At 48.4% G+C, this 13,181-nt stretch carries 16 protein-coding genes; 15 read left to right on the top strand and 1 reads right to left on the bottom strand.

Annotated features, from left to right (window positions below; genetic code table 11):
* Positions 1-24: 24 nt before the first annotated feature.
* From greA to QUE60_RS05875, 4 genes are all read left to right on the top strand, one after another.
* Positions 25-507, top strand: a complete 483-nt coding sequence (gene greA, locus QUE60_RS05890) for a transcription elongation factor GreA (protein WP_108508707.1) — start codon at positions 25-27, stop codon at positions 505-507.
* 64 nt (positions 508-571) lie between these two features.
* Complete coding sequence (locus QUE60_RS05885; RefSeq protein ID WP_286223176.1) at positions 572-826, top strand: AbrB/MazE/SpoVT family DNA-binding domain-containing protein; 255 nt, start codon at positions 572-574, stop codon at positions 824-826.
* Complete coding sequence (locus QUE60_RS05880) at positions 826-1,152, top strand: type II toxin-antitoxin system PemK/MazF family toxin (RefSeq protein WP_286226396.1); 327 nt, start codon at positions 826-828, stop codon at positions 1,150-1,152. Before QUE60_RS05885 ends, QUE60_RS05880 begins: the two co-directional genes overlap by 1 nt.
* An 8-nt stretch (positions 1,153-1,160) precedes the next feature.
* The gene (locus QUE60_RS05875; RefSeq protein WP_286224963.1) at positions 1,161-1,661 is read left to right on the top strand and encodes a DUF4149 domain-containing protein; all 501 of its coding nucleotides are present in this window, start codon (positions 1,161-1,163) and stop codon (positions 1,659-1,661) included.
* Here the strand turns inward: QUE60_RS05875 and QUE60_RS05870 are convergent.
* Positions 1,629-2,084, bottom strand: coding sequence for a YhbY family RNA-binding protein (locus QUE60_RS05870; protein WP_286226395.1), 456 nt, complete (start codon positions 2,082-2,084; stop codon positions 1,629-1,631). The genes QUE60_RS05875 and QUE60_RS05870 overlap by 33 nt on opposite strands.
* Before the next feature lie 55 nt (positions 2,085-2,139).
* On the opposite strand from QUE60_RS05870, the gene QUE60_RS05865 reads away from it, so the two are divergent.
* The 11 genes from QUE60_RS05865 to phoB all read left to right on the top strand — a co-directional run bounded on the left by QUE60_RS05865 (position 2,140) and on the right by phoB (position 13,174).
* Complete coding sequence (locus QUE60_RS05865) at positions 2,140-2,805, top strand: RlmE family RNA methyltransferase (protein WP_286223172.1); 666 nt, start codon at positions 2,140-2,142, stop codon at positions 2,803-2,805.
* Between the two features lie 162 nt (positions 2,806-2,967).
* Positions 2,968-4,854, top strand: a complete 1,887-nt coding sequence (ftsH, locus tag QUE60_RS05860; protein WP_108508702.1) for an ATP-dependent zinc metalloprotease FtsH — start codon at positions 2,968-2,970, stop codon at positions 4,852-4,854.
* Positions 4,855-4,856: 2 nt separating this feature from the next.
* Positions 4,857-5,732 carry a dihydropteroate synthase gene (folP, locus tag QUE60_RS05855; RefSeq protein ID WP_286226394.1) on the top strand — a complete coding sequence of 292 codons (876 nt, stop codon included), beginning with the start codon at positions 4,857-4,859 and terminating at the stop codon, positions 5,730-5,732.
* A 6-nt stretch (positions 5,733-5,738) separates the two neighbouring features.
* Positions 5,739-7,082, top strand: a complete 1,344-nt coding sequence (glmM, locus tag QUE60_RS05850) for a phosphoglucosamine mutase (protein ID WP_286226393.1) — start codon at positions 5,739-5,741, stop codon at positions 7,080-7,082.
* Between the two features lie 96 nt (positions 7,083-7,178).
* Positions 7,179-7,805, top strand: a complete 627-nt coding sequence (locus QUE60_RS05845; protein WP_286226392.1) for a phasin family protein — start codon at positions 7,179-7,181, stop codon at positions 7,803-7,805.
* 165 nt (positions 7,806-7,970) lie between these two features.
* Entirely contained in the window at positions 7,971-9,008 is a 1,038-nt protein-coding gene (gene pstS, locus QUE60_RS05840; RefSeq protein ID WP_286223168.1) for a phosphate ABC transporter substrate-binding protein PstS, read from the top strand.
* Between the two features lie 70 nt (positions 9,009-9,078).
* Positions 9,079-10,065 (top strand): phosphate ABC transporter permease subunit PstC, encoded by a 987-nt coding sequence (pstC, locus tag QUE60_RS05835; protein ID WP_286223167.1) that lies wholly within the window; start codon positions 9,079-9,081, stop codon positions 10,063-10,065.
* Entirely contained in the window at positions 10,065-10,922 is an 858-nt protein-coding gene (pstA, locus tag QUE60_RS05830) for a phosphate ABC transporter permease PstA (protein ID WP_286226391.1), read from the top strand. Before pstC ends, pstA begins: the two co-directional genes overlap by 1 nt.
* Before the next feature lie 14 nt (positions 10,923-10,936).
* Positions 10,937-11,743: a phosphate ABC transporter ATP-binding protein PstB gene (gene pstB / locus QUE60_RS05825; RefSeq protein WP_286224744.1), complete on the top strand. Its 807-nt coding sequence runs from the start codon at positions 10,937-10,939 to the stop codon at positions 11,741-11,743.
* 12 nt (positions 11,744-11,755) lie between these two features.
* Positions 11,756-12,460 carry a phosphate signaling complex protein PhoU gene (phoU, locus tag QUE60_RS05820; RefSeq protein WP_286223165.1) on the top strand — a complete coding sequence of 235 codons (705 nt, stop codon included), beginning with the start codon at positions 11,756-11,758 and terminating at the stop codon, positions 12,458-12,460.
* A gap of 3 nt (positions 12,461-12,463) precedes the next feature.
* Positions 12,464-13,174, top strand: coding sequence for a phosphate regulon transcriptional regulator PhoB (gene phoB / locus QUE60_RS05815; RefSeq protein WP_286223164.1), 711 nt, complete (start codon positions 12,464-12,466; stop codon positions 13,172-13,174).
* Positions 13,175-13,181 lie beyond the last annotated feature (7 nt).

The following is a 13,181-nucleotide window of genomic DNA, read 5'->3' as shown; positions in this document are numbered from 1 at the left end:
TCATCGATTTTAAGGTTGAGCAGTATGAGTACAAACACTATTCCCATTACCAAGCATGGCGCTGAGCTCTTGAAAGAAGAGCTCACGCGCTTAAAGCATGTCGATCGTCCCGCAGTGATTAATGCAATCTCTGAAGCGCGAGCCCAAGGCGATCTTTCTGAGAACGCGGAGTACGATGCTGCCAAAGAGAAGCAAGCGTTTATTGAGGGTCGCATCAAAGAGCTTGAGACCAAATTATCGGCTGCACAAATTATTGATCCTGCATTACTCGAAGCAGAAGGTCGGGTCGTCTTTGGGGCCACTGTTGAACTGGAAGATCTGGATGACGGTAAAAAAATGAGCTACCAAATCGTAGGCGATGATGAAGCCGACATCGCTGCCAATAAGATCTCGATTAGCTCCCCCATTGCTCGCGCCTTAATTGGCAAAGAGGAGGGTGATGTGGTGACCGTCCAAGCCCCCGCAGGCGCCCGAGAAGTCGAGATCCTCTCAGTTCGTTACATCTAGTTATATAAAAATATAATAACCTACTGAATGTGTTATACTTCGGTATAACTTATTCGGAGGGCGTATGCATACCAATTTAAGAAAGGTTGGAGGCTCAGTGATGCTGGCAGTGTCCCCGGTTTTCCTGAAAGAACTTCAGATCACTTGCGGATCGACCGTTGATGTCGCCCTAAAGGACGGGCAATTGGTCGTTCGACCCATCGCAAAGCGGAAGTACGAACTCGCTGATTTATTAGCGCAATGCGATCCCAAAGCAAAAATGCCAAGCGAGGATCGGCAGTGGTTGGATAGCGCCCCGATCGGCAATGAGATTCTGTAATGAAGCGAGGCGATATTTATTTGGTATCTCTTGATCCAACGGCTGGCCATGAGCAAAAAGGGTATCGACCAGTATTGGTAGTGTCACCAGCACCGTTTAATCAATTAACCAAGACCCCAATCGTTGTACCGATCTCCACTGGAGGTCAGTTTGCGCGGGTGGCAGGATTTGCAGTTGAGCTGGTTGGAGCTAAAACTGTTGGTATTGCACGCTGCGATCAACCTCGCACACTAGACCTCGCGGCTCGCAAAGCAAAACGCGTTGAGACCGTGTCGGCGGCTGTGATTGATGAGGTCTTGGCTAAACTAGCAACCTTAGTTACCTAGTACGCATTATGCAAGCTCAATCTACTCAGCACCAAATTGCGCAACGCCTTTTTCTCTTTGTGAGTAGTCTTTGGGTTGGTAGCCTCATTACTGTTGGCTACTTGGTTGCACCGACGCTCTTTGCAACGCTCACCGATCGTCAGGTCGCCGGTATGGTGGCTGGTGCGATCTTTCAGGTAGAGGCATATGTGAGTCTGGTGCTCTGCGTGGCGCTGCTGGTCTTAGCAAACCTCTTGGTAAGTCGTGGGTTGCAAGCCTATCGTGCGATTCGTTGGATTTTGCTTGCGATGCTTGTGTGTGCTGCGCTTGGTAGCTTCGTGCTTATGCCCTGGATGGAGAACTTACGCGAGGATGCCTTGTTGCAAGGCATGCCAGTGATGTATTCAGCTTCTGCGAGTTTATTTGCTACTTTGCACGGTATCTCAAGCAGTGTTTTTTTGGTACAAAGCCTCTTGGGCATTTACTTGGTTTGGCGCTTAACCCAAAGCCGCTTTTTTGGGACTAGCTAAGCGAGTCTTGCGGCGCTTTGGTTTGCTGGTGCTAGCCACAGCTGCTTTTTTAAAGCCCACACGCGAGCCACTGCCACGCTGATTGCTGCGAGCGGTTTGATAGGCGCGTGCTACTTTTTTACTGGGAACTACTTTCTCAGGCTTGGATTCAACGGGGCGCCACACCACGAGCAGTTTGCCAATGTGCTGAATCGGGGCAGCATTCAGGTCATCGCAAATCGATTCATACATCGCAATGCGGGCATCGCGATCATCACCTAGCACGCGGATCTTAATCAGGCCATGGCTCGATAGGGCACGATCAATTTCTTTGCGAACGGCAGCAGTGAGTCCTTCGTTACCGATCATGACGACGGGGTTAAGAGCATGGGCTTTAGCGCGGTGCGCCTTGCGTTGCGCTGGTGTTAGTAGGAGAGCAGTCATCCCTGCATCATAGAGGATTTGCAGTGTGTAACCCAAAACAAGGACAATAGCGTTTGTGGCAAAGAATAAGTTCAACAAAAATTGGTTACACGATCATGTCAATGATCCCTACGTCAAGCTCGCGCAGAAAGAGGGTTATCGTGCGCGCGCGGCCTATAAGCTCTCGGAGATCGATGAACAAGATCACCTCATCAAGGCTGGGATGACTGTGGTTGATTTAGGAAGTGCCCCGGGCAGTTGGAGTCAGTACATTCGTAATCGCTTAGTAAAGCTTCGCAAACATCCCACACCCGAGACAGCTGGTAAGCCCGATGGTTGCATCATCGCTATTGATCTCTTGCCGATGGAGCCCGTGGCGGATGTCACCTTTATAGAGGGTGATTTTCGGGAGGAGGAGGGCTTGCGAGCGCTCGAGGCTGCTTTACCCCCAGAGGCGAATGGCAAAGTTGATTTAGTGCTATCCGATATGGCGCCTAACCTCTCTGGTGTTGGTGTGGCCGATGCAGCGCGGATGGCTAATCTTGCGGAGCTCGCTTTGGAGTTTGCCAAAGAGCATCTCAAGCCCGATGGGGCACTTCTGATCAAGTGCTTTCATGGGAGCGGCTATAGTCAAATAGTTGAGGCATTTAAGGGGGTATTTAAGACCGTTGCCCCTCGTAAACCCAAGGCCTCACGGGATAAATCCTCGGAAACCTTTCTGCTAGGGCGCTATTTGAAGTAGGGTAAATGGTAGAGATTGCCCAAAAACCATAGAAAACCCAGCATTTTTAGGATAAATTAGTCCTCCAACCCTTGAATTTCAACGGGAGTAGAATCAAATACATAGGGTGAGGTTTGGTTCTCAACCCCGATAACTCCCGGATTGATCCGGCAAAGGTGTATTTTGAATAACAATATGTTCCAAAAAGTGGGTGTATGGCTCATCGTGGGCTTGGTTTTGTTCACTGTGTTTAAACAGTTTGATAAACCACGGACTCAAGATCAGGTCACGTATTCCCAATTTATGGATGATGCCAAAGCTGGCAAGATCAAGCGCGTGGATGTGCAAGGCCGTACCTTGCAAATCACCCCAGTTGATGGCAATAAATACTCGATCATCTCCCCAGGCGATATCTGGATGGTGGGTGATCTCATGAAATACGGTGTTCAGGTTACTGGCAAGACCGAAGACGAACCCAATCTATTGGTCTCTGCACTCTATTACCTAGGGCCTACTTTATTAATCATCGGCTTTTGGTTCTTCATGATGCGTCAGATGCAAGGTGGCGGTAAGGGTGGCGCATTCTCCTTTGGTAAATCCAAAGCACGTCTCATTGATGAGAACAGTAACTCAGTAACTTTTGCTGATGTCGCGGGTTGCGATGAAGCTAAAGAAGAAGTATTTGAGATTGTTGACTTCCTCAAAGATCCCCAAAAGTTCCAAAAGCTGGGTGGTCGTATTCCACACGGCGTGCTCTTAGTTGGTCCTCCTGGAACCGGTAAGACCTTATTGGCCCGTGCCATCGCTGGCGAGGCCAAAGTACCATTTTTCTCAATCTCGGGCTCCGACTTCGTTGAGATGTTTGTGGGCGTGGGCGCTGCGCGTGTACGCGACATGTTTGAGAACGCTAAAAAGCATGCACCTTGCATCATCTTTATCGATGAGATTGACGCAGTAGGCCGTCATCGTGGTGCCGGCATGGGCGGCGGTAATGATGAGCGCGAGCAAACCTTAAACCAAATGCTCGTTGAGATGGACGGCTTTGAGACCAATAGCGGTGTAATCGTAATTGCTGCGACCAACCGTTCGGATGTTCTGGATCGCGCTTTACTACGCCCTGGCCGTTTTGACCGCCAAGTGCATGTTGGTTTACCTGATATTCGGGGTCGTGAGCAAATTCTGCGCGTGCACATGCGCAAAGTGCCGATTAATGCTGACGTTGATCCTGCGGTCTTGGCTCGTGGTACTCCAGGGTTCTCGGGTGCGGATTTGGCCAACTTAGTGAATGAAGCAGCTTTGTTTGCAGCTCGTCGTAGTAAGCGCGCGGTGGATATGCAAGACTTCGAGGATGCCAAAGACAAGATCTATATGGGTCCTGAGCGTAAGTCCGCCGTGATGCGTGAGGAAGAGCGTCGCAATACGGCTTATCACGAGTCGGGTCATGCGGTGGTGGCAAAGATGTTGCCAAAGGCCGATCCTGTTCACAAGGTCACCATCATGCCGCGCGGTATGGCGCTTGGTGTAACTTGGCAGCTGCCAGAGTTTGATCGTGTGAACTTATACAAAGATCGCATGCTCGAAGAGTTAGCCATCTTGTTTGGTGGCCGTGCTGCTGAAGAGGTGTTCTTGGGCTCCATGAGTACTGGTGCATCAAATGACTTTGAGCGCGCCACCAAAATGGCTCGTGATATGGTGACCCGTTACGGCATGAGCGATAGCTTGGGTACCATGGTCTACGTGGATACCGAGCAAGACAGCATGTTCGGTCGCATGAACAGCAAGACCGTATCGGAGCTGACCCAACAAAAGGTTGATGCGGAGATCCGCACCTTGATTGATAGTCAATACGCACTCGCCAAAAAGATTTTGGAAGAGAACCGTGACAAGGTGGAGGCCATGGTTACTGCCCTCTTAGAGTGGGAGACGATTGACTCGGAGCAGATCAATGACATCATGGCGGGTCGCACACCGAAGCCACCTAAGCCAGTCACCGCGACTGCGTTTGGTAACTCTGCGGGTGGTGGTGGTACTCAGGGTCCTGCAGCAGGTAGCGCACCCGCAACCGCGTAAGCATGCCGCATTCATCATCGCCCGTGGCATGGCGCTGCGGGCGTTTTCTTTTTGAGTTCCCCGCCAATCAGCATCGACGCCCATTGGTAATGGGTATTCTCAATGCCACGCCGGATTCCTTCTCGGACGGTGGGCGGTTTTATCAGCGCGATGCAGGTCTCATTCAGGCCGAGAAAATGCTCGCTGCGGGCGTTGACATCATCGATATTGGTGGAGAGTCTACCCGGCCAGGAGCCGAGCCCGTTGGTTTGCAAGAGGAGCTCGATCGCGTTTTGCCAGTCATCGAATCACTCAAAGAGTGTGGTGTTGCTCTCTCGATTGATACTTACAAGCCCCAAACCATGCAAGCAGCACTCGCCATGGGTGTTGATTGCGTCAATGATATTTGGGCCTTGCGACAAGCGGGAGCAGTCGATGCCATCAAGTCAAGCCAATGTGGCATTGTGTTGATGCACATGCAGCGTGATCCTCAAACTATGCAATTTGATCCCAATTACGAGCATGTGGTTCAAGAGGTACAAGCATTCCTATTAGAACGTGCGGCAGTGATCGAAGAAGCAGGAGTTGACTCGCAACGGATTGCCATTGATCCTGGATTTGGCTTTGGTAAGAGCTTGGAGCATAACTATCAATTATTGGCACAAATGAACGTATTTACTGAACATGGTTACCCGGTCTTAGCGGGCCTATCGCGTAAGTCCATGCTTGGCAAGGTCACCAATCTTGAGGTGGGCGAGCGTTTGATCCCGAGTATTGCGGCAGCCATCTTGGCAGTGGAGCGTGGCGCGATGATTGTGCGTACGCACGATGTACCTGAGACCGTGAATGCACTGCAGGTCTGGCAGGCTATGCGAGAGCAAAGTACCTCAGTTTTATAATGAATCATGACTAAAAAATATTTTGGGACCGATGGCATTCGGGGTGAAGTTGGTATTCCACCCATCGTTCCGGAGTTTATGTTGCGCCTCGGTTACGCTACTGGCATGGTGCTTAAGCGCCATGGCAAACCCAATGAGCGTCAACGCATCCTAATTGGTAAAGACACGCGGGTCTCAGGTTATTTGCTCGAAGCTGCCTTGGAGTCTGGGTTCTCGGCTGCCGGAGTCGATGTCACCTTGTGCGGTCCAATGCCTACTCCGGGGGTCGCTTATCTCACCAAAGCACTGCGCTTATCTGCCGGTGTAGTGATCTCTGCGTCGCATAATCTTTACCAAGATAACGGTATCAAGTTTTTTAATGGTAAAGGCGATAAGTTCTCTGATGCGATCGAGCTTGAGATTGAAGCAGAGCTCGAAAAGCCGATGGGCTGTGTTAGCTCCGACAAAATTGGTAAGGCATTTCGTTTGGATGATGCTGCAGGGCGCTACATTGAGTTCTGCAAATCCACTTTTCCACAAGACCTTAACCTCAAAGGATTGAAGATTGTGGTGGATTGTGCCAATGGCGCTGCCTATCACACTGCACCGCCAGTATTTCATGAGCTCGGCGCTGAGGTGATTGCGATTGGAGTAGAACCTAATGGCAAGAACATCAACGATCATTGTGGTGCCACTGCACCAGCTGCGCTGATTGCAAAGGTTAAGGAAGTGAATGCCGATATTGGGATTGCACTTGATGGCGATGCCGATCGTCTACAAATGGTGGATCAAAGTGGGCGTTTGTTTAATGGCGATGAGCTACTCTATATCTTGGCTAAAGATCGCTTAGAGCAAGGCAAAGCAATTGGTGGAGTAGTAGGCACCTTGATGACGAACTTGGCGATTGAAGTTGCTATCAAGAATCTAGGCCTTGGATTTGAGCGAGCTAAGGTCGGGGATCGCTACGTCCTCGAGCTCTTACAAGCCAAGCAGTGGGTGATTGGCGGTGAAGGTTCAGGGCATCTTTTATGTTTGGATCAACACAGTACCGGCGATGGCACGATTGCAGCCTTACAAGTACTTGCAGCGATGCAACAAAAGCAACAATCTCTCAACGAACTGTTAGATGGCATCACCATCTATCCGCAAGTACTCATCAATGTGAAGACCAATCCAAGCTATCAGTGGCAGGCCGATCAAAAGCTTAATGCCATGGTCAGTAAGGTGGAGCAAAGCCTAATTGGTAAGGGCAGGGTCTTAATCCGGCCATCAGGAACGGAGCCAGTCCTGCGCGTCATGGTTGAAGCCAATGAGAAAAGCCTAGCACAGGCGAGTGCCGAGGCCATCGCAAAGGAAGTCAGCGTTTCTTGAGGTTAAATTAAGCGACTTGTAACTTGTGCGGCGCATCAAGCGATTGTCATATTCGTTTGTTAGACTGAATAATCTTCATTTAACGCGAGGTGTTCCATGAAAAAGCCGTCAGCAGCTGCTAAGAAAGCCAAAGCACAAGAGTTATTTACCTTGTCCCACAAATTATTAGATGCTGCCAAACAGCTAAGTGAGCATCATGCAGCAGAGTTGCGCTACAACATGCAGCAAGCGATGGAGGCCGCTAAGACTGCTGCACAAAAGGACGTCACCAAGTTGCAAGCCCTACAGAAAAAGGCAGCAGAAGATGCGACTAAGCGTATGAGCGTCTACCAAAAGAAGGTTAAGGCAATCCTGAAAGATATCGGCAACGAAGCAGCCGATGGTGCTGAAAAGCATTTTGATCGTGCTCGTGATGCCATCAGTGACTGGATCAAAGAGGCTGACAAAAAAATACCAATGGGCGGAGAAAAACTTGCGAAGGTTGTGCGTGAGGTATCCGATGCGGGCGCCAAAGTATTTAAAGAGGGCCGTAAGGCAGTAGAGGGCGCAATTAATTCTGCTGAAAAGAATTTGCATACAGTTGCCAAAAAGGCTAGTAAAGTCATTGCACCCAAAGCGCCAACCAAACGAAAGACTGCGGTTAAAAAACTAGTACCCAGAAAAACATCCCGAGCTGTCAAAAAGGCCGAATCAAGCCTTCCTGGAAAAACTTCCGATCAGTGATCTCTTTTATTTATTGAAGAGACATTGGGGTAGCATATGCTGCTAGCCCATTGATTCATTTGATTTTTTTAAGAAACTTCATTTAGTTTCTTGTCATGAAAGCGTCATATTTCCTGTTTATTGTTTAAGTATCGCGTTGTGCGAGAACCATTTAAAGGAAGATAAATGACGATTACCTTGAAAAAAGCCCTAGCAGTAGCGGCTCTTTCTCTATCCACTGCCAGTTTTGCTCCAGCAGCCTTTGCTGCAGACATTACTGGTGCTGGTGCAACATTTCCATACCCCATTTATGCCAAGTGGGCCGAAGCTTATAAAGCTCGCACTGGCAATGGTTTGAACTATCAATCAATCGGCTCTTCAGGCGGTGTCAAACAAATTAAAGCCAAGACTGTAGACTTTGGTGCAACCGACAACCCAGTGAAGTTTGAAGATCTACAGGCCGATGGATTGGTTCAGTTCCCTGCAATTATTGGTGGTGTTGTGCCAATCATTAATTTAGATGGCATCAAGCCCGGTCAAATTCGTTTGGACGGCCAAACCTTGGCTGATATTTTCCAAGGCAAGATCACGAACTTCAACGACAAGCGCATTGCTGACTTGAACCCTGGTGTGAAGATTCCTGCGGGAGAGATCACCGTGGTGCATCGTGCCGACGGTTCTGGTACTACCGCAATTTTCACTGACTACTTGGCCAAAGTAAGTGCCGATTGGAAATCCGCTGTTGGCGCTGGCGCTGCTGTGAAGTGGCCTGCCGCTTCATCGGTTGGTGGTAAGGGCAATGAAGGCGTGGCTGCAAACGTTGCACGTGTTAAGAACTCCATTGGTTATGTGGAGTATGCCTATGCTAAGAAGAACAACATGACCCACGTACAACTTCGTAATGCTGCTGGACAGTTTGTGCAGCCCGATGACGATACATTTGCTGCTGCCGCTGCCGGTACCGATTGGGCAAAGATTCCTGGAATGGGAACCTTTATCACTAATGCTGGCGGTGCCAAATCCTGGCCCATTACTGGTGCATCCTTTATCTTGATGTACAAAGAGCCTGCAAACAAAGCACGTTCAGCTGAAGTATTGAAGTTCTTTGACTTTGCGTTCAAAGAGGGTAAAAAGATGGCAGCTGAGTTGGACTATGTGCCAATGCCTGATGCCACGACCGACTTCATTCGCAAGAATGTTTGGAATCAAATTAATACAAAGTAATCTCTTTACCGACTGTTCTAAAATCAGCCCTAGTATCACTGGGGCTGATTTTGTCTAAAAAGGTCTATTTATGGAAGCCGCGTTAAGCAATCACGTAGTCAATCACGAAGTCTTAAGTATTGCTAAACGACAGCGTGCTCTCGATCGTGTCTTTAAATATTCCACGCAATTTTTTGCATTGACTGTATTGCTTGCATTACTCGGCATTATTGCCTCCTTAATTTTTAATGCTGCTCCAGCGCTTAGTAAATTTGGTTTCGGGTTCTTCACCACAGTAGAGTGGGACATTATTAATGGCGAGTTTGGTGGCTTGATTGCCATCTACGGAACTATCATGACCTCGTTGATTGCTCTGGTGATCGCAGTTCCATTGAGTTTTGGTATCGCAGTATTTTTAACTGAGATCTGTCCTACTATTTTAAGACGCCCGCTTGGGACCGCAATTGAGATCTTGGCTGCAGTGCCGTCCATTATTTACGGTATGTTTGGATTATTCATTTTTGCACCTTTATTTGCCGACTATGTTCAACCAGCTCTTGCTGCAACATTGGGGCAAATCCCTGGGCTAGGTATTTTGTTCTCAGGCGCCTTTAATGGAATCGGTATTTTGTGTGCCGGTTTAATTTTGGCAATGATGGTTCTGCCGTTTATTGCTTCGGTGATGCGTGATGTATTTGAAATTGTTCCCCCGGTATTAAAAGAGTCTGCCTACGGTATTGGTTGCACCACCTGGGAGGTGGTTAAGAATGTTGTTTTACCCTACACCAAAACCGGTGTGATCGGAGGCATTATGTTGGGTTTGGGGCGTGCTCTTGGAGAGACTATGGCCGTCACCTTTGTAATTGGTAATGCCCACAAGATTTCAGCGTCGCTCTTTGCTCCAGGAAATTCGATTGCATCGACTTTGGCAAATGAGTTCGGTGAAGCGGAAGTGGGTCTGCATTATTCCTCATTATTTGCCTTAGGCTTGGCATTGTTTGTGATCACTTTCATCGTTTTATCGCTCGCAAAGGTCATGTTGATGCGCATGGAAGCTAATCAAGGAGTCAAAACCTAATGAGCACGCGCGATCCATCCTTATTTGCTAAAAGAAAGCGGGCTAATACCCTGGGCCTGACTTTCTCCATGATTGCCATGTCGATCGGCATGCTATTCCTTTTCTGGATCTTGGCCATTCTTCTGTGGAAGGGTTTTGCCGCAATTAGCCCATCTTTATTCCTTGCCAGCACTCCAGCACCCGGATCAGAGGGGGGCGGTCTAGCCAATCCCATCGTCGGTAGTTTGATGATGGTGGCTTTCTGTGCCTTTATCAGCACACCCATCGGAATCTTGGCAGGAATCTATTTGTCCGAGTATGGCCAAAATAATAAATTTTCAGAAGTGACCCGTTTTGTCACCGATATTATGTTGTCGGCTCCATCTATTGTGATTGGTCTTTTTGTCTATGCCATCATCGTCTATCAAGTAAAGCACTTTTCAGGATGGGCTGGAACGGTTGCACTCTCCTTAATCGCAATCCCAGTCGTCGTACGTACCACTGAAAACATGCTGAAGTTGGTACCCACCACACTTCGTGAAGCGGCTTTTGCGCTTGGCGCCCCAAAGTGGAAGGTATCGCTGAGCGTGGTTTTGCGGGCCGCCAAGAGCGGTGTGATCACGGGTGTATTGTTGGCGATTGCACGGGTAAGTGGAGAAACAGCGCCTTTGCTATTTACTGCTTTAAATAATCAGTTCTTCTCAACCAATATGAATGCCCCGATGGCTAATTTACCCGTGGTGATCTTCCAGTTTGCTATGAGCCCATATGACAATTGGGTCAATTTGGCTTGGGGTGGGGCGCTCCTAATTACGTTTGCGGTTCTCGGTTTAAATATTTTGGCTCGCGTAGTATTACGTGAAAAGGTAAAAGTATGACAATGATGAAAACGATGTTTCATGCGGATATTAATCAGACTGTTGAACAGCAGTCCGCTGAGCAAGTGGCCGTTGCTCTCAAGATTAAGAACCTAAACTTTTTCTATGGCAGTTTTCAGGGTCTCAAGAATATCAACCTCGATATCTTGGAGCGTAAGGTTACTGCGTTTATTGGCCCATCAGGTTGTGGCAAGTCGACCTTATTACGAACCTTAAACCGCATGTATGACCTTTACCCAGGTCAGCGTGCTGAGGGTGAGATTACCTTCTATGGCGAGAATATTTTGGAAAAGGGTAAGGATGTTAATTTACTCCGCTCCCGAATTGGGATGGTCTTTCAAAAACCGACACCATTTCCGATGTCGATCTATGAGAACATTGCCTTTGGAGTTCGTCTTTATGAGCGCTTATCGAAAGCAGAGATGGATGAGCGGGTTGAGTGGGCGCTCAATAAAGCCGCCTTGTGGAATGAGGTGAAAGATAAGCTCAATCAAAGTGGTCTATCTCTTTCGGGCGGTCAGCAACAACGTCTTTGTATTGCTCGTGGTGTCGCAGTGAAGCCATCGGTTCTGTTATTGGATGAGCCAACCTCAGCTCTAGACCCCATTTCAACGGCTAAGGTCGAAGAGCTAATCAATGAGCTCAAAAAGGATTACACGATTGCGATTGTGACTCATAATATGCAACAAGCTGCGCGTGTTTCTGATTTCACCGCCTATATGTATTTGGGTGAACTGATTGAATACGGCAAAACCGATGAAATTTTTATTAAGCCAAAGCGTAAAGAAACCGAGGATTACATCACTGGTCGCTTTGGTTAGTGAGGAGAAGCAATGAACGATCGCCATCTATCATCTCAATTTGACGAGGACTTAAATTCCTTATGTAGCAAGCTGCTTAAAATGGGTGGCCTAGTAGAGTCCCAGGTCGAGGTTGCCATGCGCGGATTCTCAGAAACTAATATTGATTTATGCAATCAAGTCATTGAACGAGAAAAATCAATTAATACCTTAGAGGTTGAAATTGATTCTGCATGCACTGAGTTAATTGCGCGTCGTCAACCAACAGCCCGTGACTTGCGATTGGTCATGGCGATTTCTAAGGCGATTACCAATCTTGAACGAGCCGGCGATGAAGCAGAAATTGTTGCGAAGCGTGCCAAGCGCGTGATTGAGCAGGCGCCGAACTATAAAATTAATGCTGCGGAGATTAAGCTCTCCGGGCAAATGGCCATTGAGCTATTGCGCCGCTCCCTTGACTGTTTTGCACGTCTTGATGCCGCCTCGGCTGCCAAAGTGGTTGAGGATGATAAACAAATCGATGAAGAGTTTAGGGGTTTTGTACGTAAGCTCATTACTTACATGGCAGAAGATCCTAAGATGATCTCAACCGGACTGGATCTTTTGTCGATTGCAAAAGCAATCGAGCGGATTGGTGATCACTCAAAAAATATTGCAGAGTTTGTGATCTATATTGTGAAAGGCGCCGACGTTCGTCATGTGCCACATGATGACCTAGTTCGCGAGGCGACTAAGTAGCCCATGTCACACCGCATTCTGATTATTGAAGATGAACCTTCGATTGCAGAACTGATTGCGATTAATCTTACTCATTCAGGTTTTACGGTGGAGCGTGCCCTGCAATCGGAGGAGGGGCTGCAAAAGATTAAATCTCAAAAACCCGATTTATTGATCTTGGATTGGATGATGCCCGGTAAATCTGGGGTGCAATTCACCAAAGAACTTCGCGCTAGTCCTGAGTTACAAAATATACCCATTCTGATGCTGACCGCCAAAGGCGCAGAAGCCGATAAGATCCAGGGGCTAGACTCTGGGGCAGACGATTATGTGACCAAGCCATTTTCGCCAAAAGAACTCATTGCGCGGGTGAGGGCACTATTACGACGTAATACCGTCTTGGGGATGAGTGATGATGTATTAAAACTCGGGCCCATTCAACTGGATCCGGTCACCCATCGCATTACCGTAACCCATCCCGGAGAAAAAGAGCAATCGCTCAACTTGGGCCCAACCGAATTCCGCCTTCTGCAGTTCTTCATGGGCAATCCTGAGCGGGTTCATAGCCGCTCGCATCTTCTGGATCGGGTTTGGGGCGATCAGGTCTACATCGAGGAGCGGACCGTTGATGTCCATATTAAGCGCTTACGCGCGGCCCTATCGGAAGCCAATTGTGATCAATATATCGAGACCGTGCGCGGTAGCGGCTACCGGATCACTAAAACCCCAGCTTAGGCGTTAT

Origin of the sequence: Polynucleobacter sp. HIN11 (genome assembly GCF_030297675.1) — a bacterium.
Taxonomy (GTDB): domain Bacteria; phylum Pseudomonadota; class Gammaproteobacteria; order Burkholderiales; family Burkholderiaceae; genus Polynucleobacter.
This window is presented reverse-complemented; position numbering and strand designations above follow the sequence as displayed.